Annotated in this window: 19 protein-coding genes and 1 tRNA gene; 16 read left to right on the forward strand and 4 right to left on the reverse strand. The window is 69.7% G+C overall.

Going from position 1 to position 17,944, the window contains the following annotated elements:
- Positions 1-16: 16 nt before the first annotated feature.
- Positions 17-91 (forward strand) — tRNA-Val (locus tag VGZ23_02915).
- A gap of 31 nt (positions 92-122) precedes the next feature.
- On the opposite strand, the gene VGZ23_02920 is transcribed toward VGZ23_02915, so the two are convergent.
- Entirely contained in the window at positions 123-350 is a 228-nt protein-coding gene (locus tag VGZ23_02920) for a hypothetical protein (GenBank protein ID HEV2356547.1), read from the reverse strand.
- Positions 351-489: 139 nt separating this feature from the next.
- A complete protein-coding gene (locus tag VGZ23_02925) occupies positions 490-2,052 on the reverse strand; it encodes a hypothetical protein (protein ID HEV2356548.1) in 1,563 nt (520 codons plus the stop codon).
- A gap of 197 nt (positions 2,053-2,249) precedes the next feature.
- On the opposite strand from VGZ23_02925, the gene VGZ23_02930 reads away from it, so the two are divergent.
- The 15 genes from VGZ23_02930 to cofC all read left to right on the forward strand — a co-directional run bounded on the left by VGZ23_02930 (position 2,250) and on the right by cofC (position 15,417).
- Entirely contained in the window at positions 2,250-2,969 is a 720-nt protein-coding gene (locus VGZ23_02930) for a glycosyltransferase (GenBank protein HEV2356549.1), read from the forward strand.
- A gap of 203 nt (positions 2,970-3,172) precedes the next feature.
- Complete coding sequence (locus VGZ23_02935) at positions 3,173-3,565, forward strand: hypothetical protein (GenBank protein HEV2356550.1); 393 nt, start codon at positions 3,173-3,175, stop codon at positions 3,563-3,565.
- Positions 3,566-3,648: 83 nt separating this feature from the next.
- Entirely contained in the window at positions 3,649-3,924 is a 276-nt protein-coding gene (locus tag VGZ23_02940) for an aquaporin (GenBank protein HEV2356551.1), read from the forward strand.
- Positions 3,925-4,137: 213 nt separating this feature from the next.
- On the forward strand, positions 4,138-4,533 hold the full coding sequence (locus VGZ23_02945; GenBank protein HEV2356552.1) for an arsenate reductase ArsC: 396 nt from the start codon (positions 4,138-4,140) through the stop codon (positions 4,531-4,533).
- Complete coding sequence (locus tag VGZ23_02950) at positions 4,530-5,855, forward strand: alkaline phosphatase family protein (protein HEV2356553.1); 1,326 nt, start codon at positions 4,530-4,532, stop codon at positions 5,853-5,855. The genes VGZ23_02945 and VGZ23_02950 overlap by 4 nt, the downstream gene beginning before the upstream one ends.
- 91 nt (positions 5,856-5,946) lie before the next feature.
- Positions 5,947-6,225 (forward strand): ATP-binding cassette domain-containing protein, encoded by a 279-nt coding sequence (locus VGZ23_02955; protein ID HEV2356554.1) that lies wholly within the window; start codon positions 5,947-5,949, stop codon positions 6,223-6,225.
- Between the two features lie 36 nt (positions 6,226-6,261).
- Positions 6,262-6,525 (forward strand): hypothetical protein, encoded by a 264-nt coding sequence (locus tag VGZ23_02960; GenBank protein HEV2356555.1) that lies wholly within the window; start codon positions 6,262-6,264, stop codon positions 6,523-6,525.
- Positions 6,513-6,917: a type II toxin-antitoxin system VapC family toxin gene (locus tag VGZ23_02965; protein HEV2356556.1), complete on the forward strand. Its 405-nt coding sequence runs from the start codon at positions 6,513-6,515 to the stop codon at positions 6,915-6,917. The genes VGZ23_02960 and VGZ23_02965 overlap by 13 nt, the downstream gene beginning before the upstream one ends.
- 13 nt (positions 6,918-6,930) lie before the next feature.
- Positions 6,931-7,941 (forward strand): zinc-binding dehydrogenase, encoded by a 1,011-nt coding sequence (locus VGZ23_02970; protein HEV2356557.1) that lies wholly within the window; start codon positions 6,931-6,933, stop codon positions 7,939-7,941.
- A gap of 7 nt (positions 7,942-7,948) precedes the next feature.
- Entirely contained in the window at positions 7,949-10,630 is a 2,682-nt protein-coding gene (locus VGZ23_02975) for a glucosidase (GenBank protein ID HEV2356558.1), read from the forward strand.
- Between the two features lie 3 nt (positions 10,631-10,633).
- Positions 10,634-12,664: an amylo-alpha-1,6-glucosidase gene (locus VGZ23_02980; protein ID HEV2356559.1), complete on the forward strand. Its 2,031-nt coding sequence runs from the start codon at positions 10,634-10,636 to the stop codon at positions 12,662-12,664.
- A 210-nt stretch (positions 12,665-12,874) separates the two neighbouring features.
- Complete coding sequence (locus VGZ23_02985) at positions 12,875-13,120, forward strand: type II toxin-antitoxin system VapB family antitoxin (GenBank protein HEV2356560.1); 246 nt, start codon at positions 12,875-12,877, stop codon at positions 13,118-13,120.
- Between the two features lie 77 nt (positions 13,121-13,197).
- Complete coding sequence (locus tag VGZ23_02990) at positions 13,198-13,821, forward strand: nitroreductase family protein (protein HEV2356561.1); 624 nt, start codon at positions 13,198-13,200, stop codon at positions 13,819-13,821.
- Between the two features lie 10 nt (positions 13,822-13,831).
- The gene (gene cofD, locus VGZ23_02995; protein HEV2356562.1) at positions 13,832-14,791 is read left to right on the forward strand and encodes a 2-phospho-L-lactate transferase; all 960 of its coding nucleotides are present in this window, start codon (positions 13,832-13,834) and stop codon (positions 14,789-14,791) included.
- Complete coding sequence (cofC, locus tag VGZ23_03000) at positions 14,788-15,417, forward strand: 2-phospho-L-lactate guanylyltransferase (GenBank protein HEV2356563.1); 630 nt, start codon at positions 14,788-14,790, stop codon at positions 15,415-15,417. Before cofD ends, cofC begins: the two co-directional genes overlap by 4 nt.
- Here the strand turns inward: cofC and cofH are convergent.
- Together cofH and cofG are read right to left on the reverse strand one after the other, a co-directional pair.
- The gene (gene cofH / locus VGZ23_03005) at positions 15,375-16,682 is read right to left on the reverse strand and encodes a 5-amino-6-(D-ribitylamino)uracil--L-tyrosine 4-hydroxyphenyl transferase CofH (GenBank protein HEV2356564.1); all 1,308 of its coding nucleotides are present in this window, start codon (positions 16,680-16,682) and stop codon (positions 15,375-15,377) included. The genes cofC and cofH overlap by 43 nt on opposite strands.
- Positions 16,660-17,922 carry a 7,8-didemethyl-8-hydroxy-5-deazariboflavin synthase CofG gene (gene cofG, locus VGZ23_03010; protein ID HEV2356565.1) on the reverse strand — a complete coding sequence of 421 codons (1,263 nt, stop codon included), beginning with the start codon at positions 17,920-17,922 and terminating at the stop codon, positions 16,660-16,662. Before cofG ends, cofH begins: the two co-directional genes overlap by 23 nt.
- Positions 17,923-17,944 lie beyond the last annotated feature (22 nt).

Genomic DNA, 17,944 nt, shown 5'->3' on the forward strand with positions numbered 1-17,944 from the left:
CGTATTATGGTCCGGAGGGCGAGTAGCTCAGCGGTAGAGCGCCTCGCTTACACCGAGGAGGTCGCGGGTTCGACCCCTGCCTCGCCCACCAAGTTTCCCCCCGTCGTGCCTACGTCCCGCGACTAGGATAACTGCTTCGCCCGGGGCCTTACAATAACGGCGATGATAGCCAACCCCGCGGTCGGATACACCCACACCGTTAACCAGTAGCCAACGGTTATCGCCTTCATAACGGCAACTTGGGCGGCCGTCATCGGTAACTTGTCCAGTATTTTTAGGAGCCCATCGATCAGGCCAAACGCGCACAACAGCGTCCACGCAACCAAAAGATTCCGCGCGCCTTCGTACATCGTGCGCTTCTGAAGTGACCTAAGCCAGGCGACCATCGTTCGCTCCCCCCCGTTTGCGGCGCTGATCAAGCCCTCCATGATGTTCGCCGGATGCCCCAGGATGACCTCGTCGGCGCCGCCGGTCCAATCTGCACCCAGATCACGGCGCGGTCCTGCGCACGAAGAGGTAGGCGGCCTGGTCTTGGGCCTTCAGCTGCCAGTCTGGCTCCTGTGCCAGCCTTGCCGCGAGGAGCGTGTCTTTTGGGGTGAGGACCCATTGGATGTGGTATTCATCAAGAAGCCTGTGCCACTCGGCCTGGGCATTGATCATCTGTACGTACTCCAAATAGAACTCCTGTCCGTAGAAGTCGAGCCGGTCGTCGATAAAGACACGCTGCCCGGTCCGGTAACGAATGTAGCCCCCCCAATTGTCGAGGTTGAATCCCCGGTTCCACGGCAGCCGGGCGCGCTCGATGAACTCGAGCGTGGCCATGGGCTTCGTCTTCGGGCTGAACTGCGATGCCACCAGCGGGCGCACGCCGGGAATCGGCCCCGCGGCGATGCACGAGACGGCGAGGACCGCCACCACGGTGATTGGGACGAGATGCATCGTGCATCTGGATTCGACCGCGTTGAACCGTTCCGCCGCGACCTGCCAGCCGCGTACCAGCGGCGTGAGCAAAACGGCGTGGCCGAGACGGCCGCTACCGGTCAATGCGGGCAGGTCGCTTTCCGCGAAGAGGCCCGCGATGACCGGGAGTGAAACGATGACGAACAGCTCCACGGTGTAGACATGGGCCAGGGCCAAATGGGCGAATGCCAGCATTACCAGGAGCTGCCCGAGCCGCGGCCTCCGGCGCGACGTCGCGAGGCCGACCACGATTGAGGCAAACAGCAGCTCGAGAGACGTGCTGTAGAGCTGGCCCTGAAACGTCGGAGGTTTCACTTCCGCCATCAGGCTCAGGACCGACGTTTGACGCAGGTAGTTTGCGAGGTACGGGTACAGCGCAAGACCGTTGAGGTTGCTCAGCGCGGCGCCCGTCATGACCACGGCCGCGGCAAGCAACGTTCCGGCACGCTTCGTCGCACGTCTGCTTTCGTCCCCCCCCGACAGGACGACCGCCGTGACGGTCTCACTCGCGAGATAAATCAGCACGATCGCGAACCCGAAGAGAAATCCGGGGTGCGCGTTTGACCACACGAGCATTGTCAGTCCGAGCGTGAAGATGGTGCGGGACGCCGAGAGTCTGTCGCGATGAAACGTCTCCAACGTGCGGGAGACCATGTACACGCCGAACAGAGTGAAGAGATGCGGACGGGCCAGCCAGTGCGGCGAGGACGCCAGGGCCCCGATCACCGTGAGCGCGAGCGCGATCAACCAGTGACACCCCGTCCGGCGCATGTCTTCGTAAAGGGCAAGAAAGAGGCCGGCAATCGCCGCGGCGGCCGCCAGTGCCAAGAGCTTGAGGCCGCCGAGCTTGACCAGCAGCGCCGCCACGACATCGAACAACCATTCATACGGCACCCAAGCCTTGTTCGGGAATGTGTAGGAGATCAGATCCCGGTGAGGGATGCGCAGGTTCTCGATGATGTACTGTCCGGTGACGAGGTGCCAGCCCGTGGACCCGTCGCTCAAGACGAGATCCGGCACGACCACCATCAACAGGTAGAACACGCACAAGAAGACGATGTCCCCGCCGTCCGGCAGCGGACTTCGTTTCACCGGCCCGGGGCCGGTGCGTTCCGCCACCCGGGACGGGGAGCCCTGTTCGTGGCCTTCGTCGCGGACTTGCAACCGCACTCTAACGCGATCTTGGGAGTGTGCTAGACTTGGCCATGAACATGCATTCCTAGGCGCATCGCCATCACCTCTTCTCGACGAAAAGGGGCCGTGTCACGGGGTCGTCCAGCGTCTGGTTCGTGCTTCCCGCGTACAATGAAGCCTTGAATCTCCCCTCGCTTCTCAAGCGTATCGCCGCGGCAGGGGGGACCTCGCCGGCCCCCCGGGTGCTCGTGATCGATGACGGCAGCAGCGACGACACGTCGGCCGTGGCCAGAGCGGCGGCGGGTCGCTTGGTTGTGGACGTCGTTCGGCACGATCACAATCGTGGATTGGCCGCCGCAGTGAAGACCGGCATTCGGGAAGTGTGCCGGCGGGCCGCGGATGATGATACGGTCGTGATCATGGACGCGGACGATTCGCACCCACCCGAGCTTGTGCCCGTGATGGTCCGCCAACTCGACCTCGGGTGTCAGATTGTGATCGCGTCACGGTTCGCGCCGGGCGGCAGGGAAGTCGGGGTGCCGTGGCACCGGCGGTTCTTGAGCCGCGCAGCCAGCCTGATCTTCCGAGGGATCTGGCGGATCCGGGGCATCCGCGACTACACCACCGGGTTTCGAGCCTACCGCGCGAACGTGCTGAAGAGGTTGTGGGCGCTTCATGACGAGCGTCTCATCGAGACGACGGGATTTTCGGTCATGACGGAGATTTTGGTCAAGGCCCGGCCTCTGCGGCCGCGCATCGCGGAAGTGCCGTTGGTGCTCCGGTACGATCTCAAGAGGGGTTCCAGCAAGATGCGGTTCATGGCGACGATACGGGACTATGCCCGGCTCATCAGAAGAACGTCCTTCCGAATGTGACACGCGTGATCTTCGTCGGCCTCCAGGGGCTAGCACCCCTGGCCTGGTGGAAGCGCACCTCGAACGGGACTTCTCCCCGCGGTGCCGCGTGAAAAATACGTGCCGGCACTCTTTCGCTGGGTGTTCAAAGTGGGTTAGATGTGGTACCAGGGAACTCCGACGGCGATGCCCGAGGGAGCCGATTGCCGGATGGGACCTCGCGGATGATTCGTGGGAAAACCGTAGCCACTGGGATCCTGATTGCCGCCGTCACCTTGGCCGCAGCCTGGCTGAGATCTCCCGGGGCGCCGGTGAGTTCGACTGCGGGGCCGACGGTCGAAGCGCAGGGTGTCATCGTGTCAGTTGACTCCAACGCGAACTCGTTTACCATCGCCGGGCCCCAGGGAACGCAGGAATTCTTCGTGACTCCCGATACCGTCATGGATCTCGGCGGCACCGAGCGAATCGCGTTTCGCGACCTCGACAAGTTCGTCGGGGTCACGACTACCGTGCTTTCTGCCGATACCGGAGCGCAGCAAAATGCGAACCGGGTCACCCTGCTCGTCATGCCCGCCAGGGCCACCGTGCCGGCCCGCCCTGCCCGCGGCGGCCCTTGAGCAGGCGTCTCCGGCGGCGGCGCTGAAAGTGGTCGCATATCACTTGAGCGGGTTGTGACACCGCCGCGGCCCTTGTCGCCATCATCCTCGCCGTCGGTCCGGTCTCGGGGGCGCACCTCAACCCGACTGTGACGTTCGCCGACGGCCTTCTGGGCGGAATCGGCCTGCGCGACGGGCTGGCCTACGGGCTCGCCCAGATCGGCGGTGCCGTCGCCGGTGCGGTTTGTCGCCAGCCTGATGTTTGGACTGCGCGCCGTGGAGATTTCGGCGAAGGTCCGCGGGGGCCTTCGGAGTCGGCGCGTACATCGGCGGCGCGTACTGGCTTACGTCGTCGACCAGCTTCGCGAACCCGGCGGTAACGATCGCCCGCACGCTGTCGGACACGTGTGCCGGGATCGCGCCGGGGTCGGCCGGTCCCTTCATCGCCGCGCAGGTGGTGGGGAGTCTCTTGGCCGCTGCGGCGATACGGATCCTGTACCCCGGCGTCGCGGAGGGTGCCCTCGCGGCCGCCGTGGCGCGTCCGCTCGGGCGGGGGAGGGCGACCCACCGCGGGATGGGAGGCTCCGCGAGTAATGGCGCGCGTGCTGTTCGTCTGCCTCCACAACGCCGGGCGCTCGCAGATGAGCCAGGCCTTCTTCGAAACGCACGCCGCGGGCCGGCACGAGGCGCGCTCCGCGGGGACGGCGCCCGCGGAGCGCGTGCATCCGGAAGTCGTCGCCGTGATGCAAGAAGCCGGCCTCGATCTGCGCGCCCGGATCCCGCGGACGCTGACCGACGAGCTGGCGGCGTGGGCGGACATCGTCGTGACGATGGGCTGCGGCGACCAGTGTCCGTTCATTCCCGGCAAACGGTATCTCGACTGGGACCTGCCCGATCCGAAGGGGCTGCCGCCGGCCGGGGTGCGGCGCATCCGGGATGACATCCGCGGCCGGGTGCAGGGCCTTCTCGACGAGCTCGGCGACGGATGAAACGCGTCGTGGTCGTGATCCTCGACGGGCTGCGGCGGGATCTCGTGACCGCGGCGTACATGCCGTCGCTCGCGGCGTTCCGCGCGCGCGCGGAGGACTTCGGCGCCCACCGCTCGGTCTTTCCGTCCGCGACGCGGGTCGTCTCGGCCAGCTTCGCCACGGGATGCCATCCCGCCCGGCACGGTCTTCAGGGGAATTCGGTCGCGCTGCTCGAGGACGGCGTGTTCGTACGCCACGACGCCGGCGGACCGGACTTCCTCCAGCACAAGCGCCGGATGACGGGTACCGCGCTCGCCGTGCCGACGCTCGCGGAGCGCGTCGAGGGGCACGGCGGCGTGATCACGTTCAGCAACGCCTCCCCGGGTGCCGCGTACGCCCATGACCCGGATGGACACGGCTTCTTGTACAATCGGGCCGGGTCGTTCGGTCCCGGGCGCGTCCGGGTCCCGGCCGGCGACGAACTCCGCGTGCCGCCCGGTCTCGCCGGCGACAGGGCGATGACGGAGCGATTCATCGCCGAGGTCCTCACCGAGCGCCGCCCGGCGCTGGCCGTGCTGTGGTTGCATGAACCGGACCACGTGCAACACGGGGTGCCGCTCGGCTCGCCGGCCCACCTCGTGGCGCTCCGCCAGGCCGATGCCCATGCCGGATTGGTCATCACGGCGGTCGACCGCCTCCGCGACGCCGGCGACGACGTCCTGTTCGTCATCGGATCCGACCACGGGCACCAGACGGTCATGGGGGTCGTGGACGTCGAGGCGGAGCTGATCGCGGCGGGCCTCAAAGCCGGTCCGTCGTCTGGGGACGTCCTGTCGGTCTCGAGCGGCACGGCCGCGCTCGTCTATGTTCATGCCGACCACCCCGAGCGGGTGCCGGCGCTGGGCGAGTTCCTTTCCGGGTGCGCCTGGGCCGGGCGGGTCGTCCCGCCCAACCGGCTGTCCGAGGTCGGCCAGGCGGCGCGGGAGGGGTTGGCCTTTGCCATCTCGATGCGGGCCGAGAACGGCGCCAACGAGTACGGCGTGCCCGGATCGAGTCTCGAGGCGCTCCCGGCCGACGGCAAGTCGGATCATGTCGGCTTCGGCCAGCACGGCGGCCTCGGCGCGTACGAACAGGCGCCGTTCTTGATGATCGACGGCGCCGGTTTTCAAGCCGGTGTCACTCATGTCGAGCCGACCTCGGTGGTCGACGTCGCCCCGACGGTCCTCCGCCACCTCGATCTGCCGGGCGAGGGGACTGACGGGCGCGCGCTCCAGCACGTCGAGCGCCGTGCGCCGGACGAGCCGTCGGTGTTGGGCCCGCACCGACTCTTCACAGACTCTTAGCGCATCCTCAACGTGGCCATCGCCCGGGGGGGTGCGCATCACCGAGCTTTCCGTTGAGCGGAACGGACGCCGGACACTCACCGACGTGTGCGTGCGCCTCCCGGCGGGCTATACGTGCGTCCTCGGCGCCTCCGGATCGGGGAAGAGCACGCTCCTCGCGGCGATCGCAGGCACCCTTCAGCCGGTCGCGGGGCGCATCGAGGTCGATGGCGAGGTCCTGAGCGACGCTGGACGGGAGTGTTTCCGGCTCCCGAGCATCGACGGCTTGGGATGGTGTTTCAAGATTAGCTGCTGCGCCCCGATGCGGCCCGGACATAGCAACGTGCTTGACAGCATCGGACCGCTGATGCTACGTTTGCAGCATGCCTGATGCAGTTTTTGATGCTCGTGTCGAAGAGGCCGCACCATGAAGGTTGTGACGTTGCGCAATCTCTCTCCCGCCCTCGCCCGCGCCCTCCGCCGCAAGGCCGACGAGACTCGTTCGAGCATCAGTAAGACCGTGATCGGTCTGCTCGAGGAGAGCGTGGGGATCACCCGGCGGCCCCGGGAGACGCGGGTGCACCATGACCTGGACGATCTCTCGGGCGTGTGGACGCGCGACGAAGCCGGCCTGTTTGAGAAGGCGCTCAAGGCGCAGCGGACGATTGACGCCGAGTTGTGGGAACGATAAGCGTCCTCGCAGACACGTCGGCCTACTCGGCATTCATGGCCGGCCATCCCGACGTCAAGCGGGCGCTCCAGCTGGCAGATGCGATTTACCTCACCCCCATCGTCCTGGGCGAGCTGCGTGCCGGATTCTTGAGGGGAAGGTCGCGGAAGAAGAACGAGGAAGAACTGCGGGCGTTCCTTGCGTCACCCCGCGTGGACGTGGTCGATATCACCGAGGCGACGGCGGAGCGATACGCGGCGATTCTCGACTTCCTGTGGAAAAGCGGCGCGCCTATCCCGACGAACGATATCTGGATCGCGGCGAGCGCGATGCAGCACGGGTTGAAATTGCTGACCACAGACACGCACTATGCAAAGGTCCCGCACGTGGTGAGCGAGTGTTTCACCGTCTGAAAGGGGCGTCGTCGTGAAGGCGATCGTGTTGCACGGAGTCGGGGAGCCGGAGGCGCTGCGCCCCGAGGAGGCGCCGGATCCCGCGCCCGGGCCGGGACAGGTGGTTGTCCGCCTGCGTGCCGCGGCGTTGAATCACCGCGACCTGTACATCTGCCGCGGCCGGTACGCCGGTCTTCGCTTTCCCATCATCCCGGGCTCGGACGGGACCGGCGAGGTCGCGGCGCTCGGCCCGGGCGTGACCGGCGTCGCGAGCGGTGCGGCGGTGGTCATCAATCCCAGCCTGGACTGGGGCGACGATCCGCGTGCGGCCGGGCCGCGGTGGCGGATTCTGGGGCTCCCCGACAACGGCACGTTCGCGGAACAGGTCGCAGTGCCGGTCGCCAGCGTGTACCCCGCTCCGCACGGTCTCACGGATGAAGAGGCCGCCGCGCTCCCGCTCGCGGGGCTCACCGCATATCGCGCGGTGGTCACGCGCGGCCGGGTCCAGCGCGGGGAGACAGTGCTGGTGCTGGGCATCGGCGGCGGAGTCGCGACGTTTGCCCTGCTCTTCGCCAGGCGGGCCGGCGCCCGCGTGCTCGTGACCTCGGGCAGCGACGAGAAGTTGGCCCGTGCGCAAGCCCTCGGCGCAGACGCCGGCTTCAACTACAAGACGGCGGATTGGGTCAAGGCCGTGCGGGAGGCGACGGGAGGGCAGGGGCCCGACCTGATCGTGGACGGCACGGGGGGCGCGACGTTCGAGCAGGCGCTGGACGCCGCGCGCCCGGGGGGCCGTGTGGTGAGCTACGGGGCCACGACGGGCAATGTGCCGGAGCTCACGGTGCGGCGAATCTTCTGGAAACACCTGAACGTGCTCGGAACGACGATGGGGTCTCCGGATGATTTTCGCGGGATGCTGGCGGCCTTCGGGGACGGTACCGTGCGTCCGGTCGTCGATCAGGTGTTTCCGCTTGCGGGGGCCGGCCGGGCGCTCCGGCGGATGGAACGCTCCGAGCAATTCGGCAAGATCGTGCTGCGAATCGCGTAGGGCTCGCGTGCCGGGTCTGCCTCCCTCGAAGCCGGTTCCCGACGCCGAGCGCCGCCGGCTGGCCGAGGCGTACGCCGGGCGCGCGCCGTGGCACCGCTGGGGCCCGTATCTGTCCCAGCGCGAGTGGGGCACCGTGCGGGAAGATTATTCGGCCGACGGGGCGGCCTGGGATTTCTTTCCGCACGACCACGCGCGCTCGCGCGCCTATCGGTGGGCCGAGGACGGCCTGCTCGGCATCTGCGACGACGGCGGGCTTCTGTGCTTCGCCCTCGCCCTGTGGAACGGCGCCGATCCGATCCTCAAAGAACGGCCGTTTGGATTGAGCGGTCCGGAGGGCAATCACGGCGAGGATGTCAAGGAATATTATTTCTTTCTCGACAACACGCCGACGCATTCGTACATGCGCGCGCTCTACAAGTACCCGCACCGCGCCTTTCCGTATGCGCGCCTCGTCGCGGAGAACCGCCGGCGCGGGCGGGAGGCGCCCGAGTTCGAGCTGATCGACACGGGGGTGTTCGACGAGGACCGGTACTTCGACGTCACGATGGAGTACGCGAAGGCGGCGCCCGACGACATCGTGATCCGGATCACGGCTGCGAACCGGGGCCCGGACCCCGCACCGCTCCACCTCCTGCCGACGCTGTGGTATCGCAACACCTGGGCGTGGGGCCGCGATCCCCGCCGGCCCGAACTTCGCGCCGAGGACGCGGAGGCCCGCCCCGGCCAGGCGTGGCGGCTGGTGCGCGCCGTGCATCACGAGCTCGGAGAGTACCGGCTGGCGTGCGCGGGCGACCCCGCGCTCTTGTTTACCGAGAACGAGTCGAACGCGCGGCGCCTCTGGAACGTCGGGAACCGGTCCCGCTACGTGAAGGACGGCATCCACGACGCGGTCGTCGCCGGCGCGGCGGGCGCGGTCAATCCCGAGCCGGCCGGGACGAAGGTCGCCGCCCACTACGCGTTCACGCTGGCGCCGAAGGAGGCCCGCGCGGTCCTGCTGCGGCTGTCGAAGGATCCCGTGCACCCGCCCTTCCTCGGCGCGGCCGACATCTTCGCGGCGCGGCAGGCCGAGGCGGACGCGTTCTACCGCGCGCTCGGGCCCGGCGAGATGTCGGGCGACGCGCGCCGTGTCCAGCGCCAGGCCCTGGCGGGGCTCTTGTGGAGCAAGCAGTTCTATCACTACGACGTCCAACGATGGCTCGACGGCGACCCGGCCGGCCCGCCGCCGCCCGCGGCGCGCAAGCGCGGTCGCAACGCCGATTGGTGGCACCTCGACAACGCCGACGTGATCTCGATGCCCGACACCTGGGAGTATCCGTGGTACGCGGCGTGGGATCTCGCCTTCCACTGCGTGCCGCTTGCGATGGTCGACCCCGAGTTCGCGAAGCGGCAGCTCATCCTCATCATGCGCGAGTGGTACATGCACCCGAACGGCCAGCTGCCGGCCTACGAATGGGCGTTCGGCGACGTCAATCCGCCGGTGCACGCCTGGGCGGCCTGGCGCGTCTACCAGCTGGACCAGCGGCTCGGCGGGCGGCCCGACCATGCGTTTCTCGAGCGGGTCTTTCACAAGCTGCTGCTCAACTTCACCTGGTGGGTGAACCGGAAGGATGCCGAGGGCCGGAACGTGTTCCAGGGCGGATTCCTCGGGCTCGACAACATCGGCGTCTTCGACCGGAGCCAGCCGCTGCCGACCGGCGGCCACCTGGATCAGGCCGACGGCACGGCCTGGATGGGCATGTTCTGCCTCAACATGCTCGCGATCGCCCTCGAGCTGGCGCGTCACGATCACGCCTACGAGGACGTCGCGACCAAATTCTTCGAGCACTTCCTCTACATCGCCGGGGCGCTCAACAACCTCGGCGGGACCGGCATCCCGTTGTGGAACGAGCAGGACGAGTTCTTCTACGACGTGCTCCACCTGCCCGACGACACCTACCGCACGCTCGCGGTGCGGTCCGCGGTGGGGCTGCTGCCGCTCCTGGCGGTGGAGACGATCGAGCCCGACCTGCTCACGATGCTGCCCGAGTTCCGGTCGCGCATGGAATGGTTCCTGGCCAACCGCCCGGATCTCGCCGGCCTCGTTTCCCGGTGGCAGGAGCCGGGGGTGGGAGAGCGCCGCCTCCTCGCGCTCGCGCGCGGGCATCGAATGAAGCGGGTGCTCAAGCGCATGCTGGACCCGAACGAGTTCCTGAGCGACTGCGGCGTGCGCGCGGTGAGCCGCTACCACGCCGGGCACCCGTACGTCTTGGAGATCAACGGGCAGACGTACCGCGTCGACTACGAGCCGGCCGAGTCGCGAAACGGGCTGTTCGGCGGCAACTCCAACTGGCGCGGGCCGGTCTGGATTCCGATCAACTTCCTGCTGATCGAGGCGCTGCGGCGATTTCACCGGTACTACGGCGATGATTTCCTCGTCGAGTGCCCGACCGGCTCGGGGACCCTGCGGACGCTGCGCGGGATCGCCGACGGCCTCTCCCGGCGCCTGACGCGCATTTTTCTGCGGGACGAGCACGGCCGCCGCCCGGTCTTCGGCGCGAACGAGCGGTTCCAGACCGATCCGCACTGGCGCGATCACGTGCCGTTCTACGAGTATTTTCACGGCGACACCGGGGCCGGTCTCGGGGCGAGTCATCAGACCGGCTGGAGCGCGCTCGTCGCCACGCTCCTCGCCGAGACGCCGGACACGTAGCCCGTGGCGCGCGCGCCCGACGCCGGGGGGGCCATCGCGAGCGTCGCGTTCGGCCGCGAGGTGTGCGGCGAGTTGGGCCCCGGGCTCCGGCGCGAGTGGATCGTGACCAACGGCCTCGGCGGGTATGCGTCCGGAACGGTGGCCGGAGTCCTCACGCGGCGCTACCACGGCCTGCTCGTCGCGGCGCTGGCGCCGCCGGTCGACCGCACGGTGCTCGTGGCCGGCCTGGTCGAGTGGGCGCGTCTCGACGACCGCCGGTACCCGCTGTCGGCGCATGAGTACGGCGACGGCACGATCGATCCGCACGGCTACCGGTATCTGGAGGCGTTCGCGCTCGACGGCATCCTGCCGGTTTGGACGTACGCCCTCGAGGACGTGCTGCTGGAGCGGCGCATCTGGATGGCCGACGGCGGCAATACCACCTATGTCGCCTACCGGGTCATCCGCGGCGACCGGCCGGTGACGCTCGAGATCACGCCGCTCGTCACCTATCGCGGCGTCCACGCGCTGCGGTCGGGACGCGACTGGCGGCCGGCCCTCCTGCCGCGGCCGGCGGGCGTGACGATTCGCGCCGGCGGAGCAGCCGCGCCGTTCCGGCTGATCGTCCCAACCGGCGGGTTCAGTCCACAGGGTGCGTGGTGGTGGAATTTCCTTCACCGCGAAGAGGGAGCGCGCGGCTTCGACGACCGGGAGGACTTCTATGCGCCGGGGCAGTTTGTGCTGCCGCTCCGGCCGGAGGGCTACGGGGCGCTGGTCGCGACGACCGAATACGACCCCGATCTGGACGCGGCCCGGGCGCTCGCGACGGCGCAGGCGCGCCAGCAGGCCTTGCTGCGCCGGGCCGGCGTCGAAGAGGGGGATGCGCTCGGCCGGCAGTTGACGCTCGCCGCCGATCAGTTCATCGTGGCGCGGGGCGGGGGCCGGTCCGTGCTTGCCGGCTACCACTGGTTCAACGACTGGGGGCGCGACGCCATGATCGCGCTGCCGGGATTGACGCTCGCGACGGGGCGGTACCCGGACGCCGCGCGGATTCTCTCCGCCTTCGCCGCGTTCGTGCGGGACGGCCTCCTGCCCAACAATTTTCCAGATCGCGCAGGCGAAGAGCCGGCGTACAATACCGCCGACGCGTCGCTGTGGTTTGTCCTCGCGCTCCGCGCCTACCACGCGGCCGGCCCCGGCGACGGACTCGCGGACGATCTGTGCCCGGTCGTCCGGGAGATCATCGACCGGCACGTCGCCGGCACCCGGTACGGGATCGGGATGGACCCCCGCGACGGCCTGCTCCACGCGGGCCAGGCCGGGCTGCAGCTTACCTGGATGGATGCCAAGATCGGCGACGTGGTCGTGACCCCACGCACCGGCAAGCCGGTCGAGATCAACGCCCTCTGGTACAACACGCTCCGGGCCGCGGCGGCGCTGCTGGCGGAACGGGACGGCGCCGCGGCGTCGCGGTGCACCGCCCTTGCGGAGCGAGTGCGCGGCGCCTTCCGCGCGAAATTCGTCCGGCCCGGGCGCGATGCGCTGGCCGACGTGGTCGATGGTCCGGACGACGACGACCTGACCGTGCGCCCCAACCAGATCTTCGCGGTGTCGCTGCCCCACCCGCTCCTCGAGGGCGAGGCGGCCGCCCGCGTCGTGCGGGCGGTCGGGCGGGCGTTGCTGACGACCTACGGGCTCCGCTCGCTGGCCTCCGACGCGCCGGGCTACCGCGGGACCTACGACGGCGATCCGGTGAGCCGGGACCGCGCCTACCACGAGGGCACCGTGTGGGCCTGGCTGCTCGGTCCGTACGCGGAGGCGTATCATCGCGTCACCGGCGACGCCGCCGGCGCGCTCGCGCTGCTGCGTTCGTTCGAGCATCATCTGCGCGACGCCGGCCTCGGAACGATCTCGGAGATCTTCGACGGGGACCCGCCTCACCGGCCGCGCGGGTGCATCGCCCAGGCCTGGAGCGTGGCGGAGGTACTGCGGGTGTGGCGCAACCTTCGCCGGCACATGGAGGAAACCGGAGCCCAGCCATCGCCACCGCCGTGAGCCCCGTTCACGGCCGCATTCTTGCTGTACCTCCGGGCGCTCAAGGATGCCGCGCCGGCGGTTGATCGACAACAGCCGCCATCTCGGGTGGCCGAGCCTACATGAGGGTCGGCAACGCGTCGGACTCCGCGTAGTCCCCCACGCGCCCGGCGGCGCATTCGGGGGACACGGACGTTGACATTCGCAAAAATCGTGCATCATAATGCATACATGCGGACGACGTTGAACATCGACGCGTCGCTGCTGCGGCGTGCCGCCCGGTTGACGGGCGTCTCGAAGAAGACGGCCCTCGTGCGGCTCGGTCTGGAGGCGCTCGCGGCCCGCGAGAGCGCCCGGCGACTCGCGAAACTCGGTGGATCCGAGCCGCATCTCAGACCCATCAGGCGGCCGCGTTGCATGACGCTCGTCGATACCTCCGTGTGGATCGACCATCGACGCAGAATTCTGGACGCGTGATCGCAGGTTGGGCAACGATCGCCGCGGACGTGACGCGGCGATCTGAGGCATAGCGGCGCTGGTGGTGGAGGCACCTCGTGACGGTGTCTGATGCGGCCGTCGGTGAAGTGCCCGCGATCCTGGCGGCGCGGCGCACCGTCCGATTCTACAAGGCCGATCCGGTGTCGGAGGATCTGGTCCGCACGCTGCTCGAGGCTGCGGCCGCTGCGCCGTCCGCCCACAACGCGCAGCCGGCCCGGTACGTCGTCATCCGGTCGCCCGAAGTGAAGCGGCGGCTCGCCGAGCGCATGGCGGGCCGGTGGCGGCGGGATCTCGAACGCAGCGGCACGCCCGACACCGCCGTTCGCGTGGAGCTCCGGTTCTCGACGCGGCGCTTCAGCGAAGCGCCGGTCCTCATTCTCGTCGGGTACACCTTGGCCGGGATGGACGTCTACCCGGACCGCGCGCGCCGCGGTGCCGAGCAGGTCATGGCGGTGCAGAGCGCCGCCGCCGGGATCCAGAACCTGCTGCTCGCCGCGTCCGCGAACGGCCTCGGGGCGTGCTGGTGCTGCGCGCCGCTGTTCTGCCCGGGGATTGTCCGGCGCGCGCTCGGTCTCCCCCGCGACTTCGCCCCGCAGGCCCTGCTGACGATCGGCTATCCCGCCCACACGCCGCCGGTGCCGCCGCGGAAGCCCCTCCACGAGATCGTGGCGTTCCGGTAGGCGGTCCGCGGTGATCGCGGTCCTCTGCGGCGGAGTCGGCGGGGTCAAGCTGGTCGACGGGCTCGCCGCCGTCCTGCGTGATCCCTCGGCGCTGACCGTCATCGTGAACACCGCGGACGATTGGCAGCATCTCGGCCTGCACATCTCGCCGGACGTGGACACGGTCCTCTACACGCTCGCCGGTCTGGTGAGCGGGGAGCGCGGCTGGGGCCTCGAAGGCGAGACCTGGGCGGCGCTCGAGATGCTGGAGCGCTACGGGCTGCCGGTATGGTTTCGTCTCGGGGACCGCGACCTCGCCACGCACATCGCCCGGACGCTCTGGCTGCGCGCGGGCCGGCGCCCGACGGAGGTGACCGCGGCGCTCGCCAGGGCACTCGGCGTGGTCCCGCGGGTGCTGCCGATGACCGACGGCCGCGTCGCGACGTTCGTCCTGACGCCGGCCGGCCGCCTGCCGTTTCAGGAGTACTTCGTCCGGCGGGGTGCGCGGGACCCCGTGCAGGGCGTCGAGCTCGACGGTATCGAGAGCGCCGAGCCCTCGCTCGAGGTGCTCGAAGCCGTCCGCGAGTCCGCCCTGATCGTTCTCGCGCCGAGCAACCCGCTCGTCAGTCTCGGCCCCATCCTGGCCCTCCGCGGCATGGACGCGGCGCTCCGCGACAGCGCCGCCCTGCGCATCGCGGTGACGCCGTTGATCGGGGGAGCGGCGGTCAAGGGGCCGACCGTGGAAATGCTGCGGGGGACCGGCCTTCGGCCGGACCCGGCCGCGATCGCATCACTCTACCGGCGGTGCATCGACATCTTTCTGCTGGATGAGCGGGATCGGGCGCTTGCGGAGACCGTCGCGGCGCCGGGCCTCTCGGTCGAATGCGCCGATACCCTGATGGCGGACGCGGCCGGACGGCGGCGCCTCGCGCGCGACATCCTCGGCATCGCCCGCGCCCGCGGCGTGCAGGTGGCCGTCAGGCCTGCGTGAGAGCCCGCGTCATCGTCCCGCAGCACGCCTTGTCCGAGGCCAAGAGCCGGCTTGGACGCGTCCTCTCCACGCGGCGGCGCGCGGAGTTGAGCCTCGCGCTGCTTCGACACGTCTGCGCGGCCTTGCGGGCGACCGCGGACGTCGAAGGGATCGTCATCATGACGCCGGATCCCGCCGTCCGGGCCCACGCCGCCCGGTGGGGCGTCCCCACGCGACCGGATCCTGGGCCCGAGTTCAATCGGGCGCTCTCGGAGGTGATCCGGGCGACGGCGGCGCGGTTGCACGCGGTCGTGGTCGTGGCGGCGGATCTTCCTCTGCTTCGGCCGGCCGATGTGGCCGCGCTGCTCGCCGCGGGAGACCACGGCCGCCTGGTGCTCGCGCCGTCAAAGGAAGGGACGGGGACCAACGCGGTCGTCGTGCCGCCCGGACTCACGTTTCACGCCGCGTACGGTCCGGGCAGCCTGTCGGCCCATCGGCGGGCCGCCCGCGCCCTCGGCCCCGAGGCCCTCGAGATTCGACGGCCGGGGCTCGCGTTTGACCTCGATACCGAGTCGGATCTTCTCGCGCTCGACGGTCGTGGAGGCTACGGCGTGACGCCGGCCGCGTCGCGGCCGGGGTGGCGATAGCGGTATCGGTCCATCTTGATGAGCGCCTGATAACTGCCGAAGCGGGCCGGATCGGTGGCGGCCGCGTCGAGCGGTTCGGGCGCATCCGGCTCCGTCCCATCGAACACGCGGCGGAGCCTGTAGGTCGTGAATCGCTCGGCCGGAATCCTGCCGGCATCGCGGATCCAGCGGCGCAGCTCGGAGGGGGGGACGAGTTGGCCGAAGCCGGCGCCGGCCGACGTGGAGATGCTCTCGTTGATGAGCGTCCCGCCGACGTCGTTGGCGCCGGCGCCCAGCAGCAGCTGCGCCATCCGCGGGCCTTCCTTGACCCAGGAGACTTGGAGGTTCGGGATCGCGCGGCCGAGCACGATGCGGGCCGCCGCGTGCACGCGCACGACCTCCAGGCCCGTCGGCCCCGGGCGGAGCCCCGCCACGAGCCGCCGCCGCCACATCGGGGCCTCCGTGTGGACGAAGCTCAAGGGCACGAACTCGGTGAATCCGCCCGAGCCGCGCTGCAGGTCGCGCAGGAGCACGAGGTGGCGCGCCTGGTGGGCCGGGGTCTCCGCGTGCCCAAACATCATGGTGGACGTCGTGGGGATGCCGAGCTCGTGCGCCGTCCTGATGACCTCGATCCACTGCGCGGTACGGATCCGGCCGGGGGCGAGGCGGTCCCGCAGTTCGTCGTCCAGAATCTCGGCGGCCGTCCCGGGCAGGCTGCCCACGCCGGCGGCCCTGAGCTCGCGCAGGTAGTCGCGCACCGTGCGGCCCGAGCGGACGGCGCCGTACAGCACCTCTTCCGGCGAGAACGCGTGAATGTGAATGTCCGGGAGCGCCGCCTTGATCCTCCGGGTGAGCCGGATGTACAGGTCACCGTCCATCTTGGGCGGCAGGCCGGCCTGCACGCACACCTCGGTGGCGCCAAGGTCCCAGGCCTCCTGCGCGCGCCGGACGATCTCCTCTTCCGGTAGGAAGTAGCCTTCTTCTTCGCGGAAGTCGCGGCTGAAGGCGCAGAAGCCGCAGCCCTTGATGCACACGTTGGTGAAGTTGATGTTGCGGTTGACGACGTAGGTCACGACGTCGCCGACGGTGTCGCGGCGCAGGGCGTCCGCGGCCGCCGTGAGCGCGGTCGCATCACGCCCCGAGGCCCGAAGCAGGGTCTCGGCCTCCTCGGCGGTCAGGTCGCCGCCGGACAGCGCGCGGTCGAGGGCACGGGCCACCGCGGGCCCGGTGTGCGCAAGGAGGCGCGCGAGCGAGGAGCCGGGGTCAGGTTCCGTGCCGGTGTCCATCGTAGAGGGGGCCTCCCTTGGCATAGCCGTCGGCGTCCGCGGCGTCGCGCAGCCGTTCGAGCAGGGGCGGCGCGATGTATTCGGAGCGCCGGCGCACGTATTCCGGATAGACGGCGAGGCGCGGCCGGAGCGCCAGGCCGGCCGCCTCGGTCCGGGCGCGGAGCGCTCCGATCTGGGGCCACGGCGCTTCCGGGTTCACGAAATCGATGGTCAGCGGAGAGATCCCGCCCCAATCGTTGATTCCCGCCTCGAGATACACCTCGTACCCCGGCGCGGTGAGATTCGGCGGCACCTGGATGTTCATCTCCGGGCCGAGGATGAGGCGCGCCACGGCCGCCGTGCGCGCGACGTCGTCCGCGCCCGGCTCCGGCGCCTCCGCCATCGGAGTCGCCGGCTTGGCGCGGAAGTTCTGCACGATCACCTCCTGCACGTGGCCCCAGCGCGCGTGCGACTCGCGGATCGCCAGCAGCGTGTCCACGCGCTCGGCGAGGGTTTCGCCGATGCCGATGAGCAGGCCGGTCGTGAACGGAATCCTCAGCGCCCCGGCCGCCTCCAGCGTCCGCAGCCGTACCCGCGGCCGCTTGCTCGGCGCGTGTTCGTGCGGCCCGCCCGGCCGGCACAGACGCTCGCTCGTGTTCTCGAGCATGAGGCCCATTGACGCGCTCACCTCGCGGAGCGGCGCCATCTCGTCGCGGCGCATCGTGCCCGGGTTGAGATGCGGCCACAGGGACGTTTCGCGGAGGACGAGCCCGGCCACCTCGCGGAGGTAGGAGAGCGTACTGCGGTGGCCGCGCCGCGCAAGCCAGGCGCGCGCTTCGGGGAATCGCTGCTCCGGCCGCTCGCCGAGGGTGAACAGCGCCTCGGTGCAGCCGAGGCGCGCCCCGGCGCGGGCCAGGTCGAGCACCTCCTCGGGCGTCATGTACAGCCGGGGATCCGACCGCGGATCGGTGCGAAACGTGCAGTAGCCGCAGGTGTCGCGGCAGAGGCGCGTGAGCGGGAGAAAGACCTTCGGCGAGAACGTGATCGTGCGTCCCGTGCCCCGCGCGCGGAGGAGCCGCGCGGCCGCACAGACGGCGCCGAGATCGCCGGCCGCGCAGACCATCAGGCGGGCCGCGTCGTCGCGGGTCGGAGCGGCGCCGGCGAGCACGCGATCCAAGATCGCGCCGACGGCCCGGGCGGACGCGGCGCGGGGCGGGTCGACCTCGGCGGTGGGGGCGTAGGATGCGAACGCGCGGTCCACGCGAGCATCATACGCTTCGGCC

This window comes from bacterium, from assembly GCA_035945995.1.
GTDB lineage: Bacteria > Sysuimicrobiota > Sysuimicrobiia > Sysuimicrobiales > Segetimicrobiaceae > DASSJF01.

Coding starts and splice junctions, on each gene's coding strand:
- VGZ23_02920 (HEV2356547.1), bottom strand. CDS start 350: ATGTACGAAGGCGCGCGGAATCTTTTGGTTGCGTGGACGCTGTTGTGC.
- VGZ23_02935 (HEV2356550.1), top strand. CDS start 3,173: ATGATTCGTGGGAAAACCGTAGCCACTGGGATCCTGATTGCCGCCGTC.
- VGZ23_02945 (HEV2356552.1), top strand. CDS start 4,138: ATGGCGCGCGTGCTGTTCGTCTGCCTCCACAACGCCGGGCGCTCGCAG.
- VGZ23_02950 (HEV2356553.1), top strand. CDS start 4,530: ATGAAACGCGTCGTGGTCGTGATCCTCGACGGGCTGCGGCGGGATCTC.
- VGZ23_02960 (HEV2356555.1), top strand. CDS start 6,262: ATGAAGGTTGTGACGTTGCGCAATCTCTCTCCCGCCCTCGCCCGCGCC.
- VGZ23_02985 (HEV2356560.1), top strand. CDS start 12,875: ATGCGGACGACGTTGAACATCGACGCGTCGCTGCTGCGGCGTGCCGCC.
- cofH (HEV2356564.1), bottom strand. CDS start 16,682: ATGGACACCGGCACGGAACCTGACCCCGGCTCCTCGCTCGCGCGCCTC.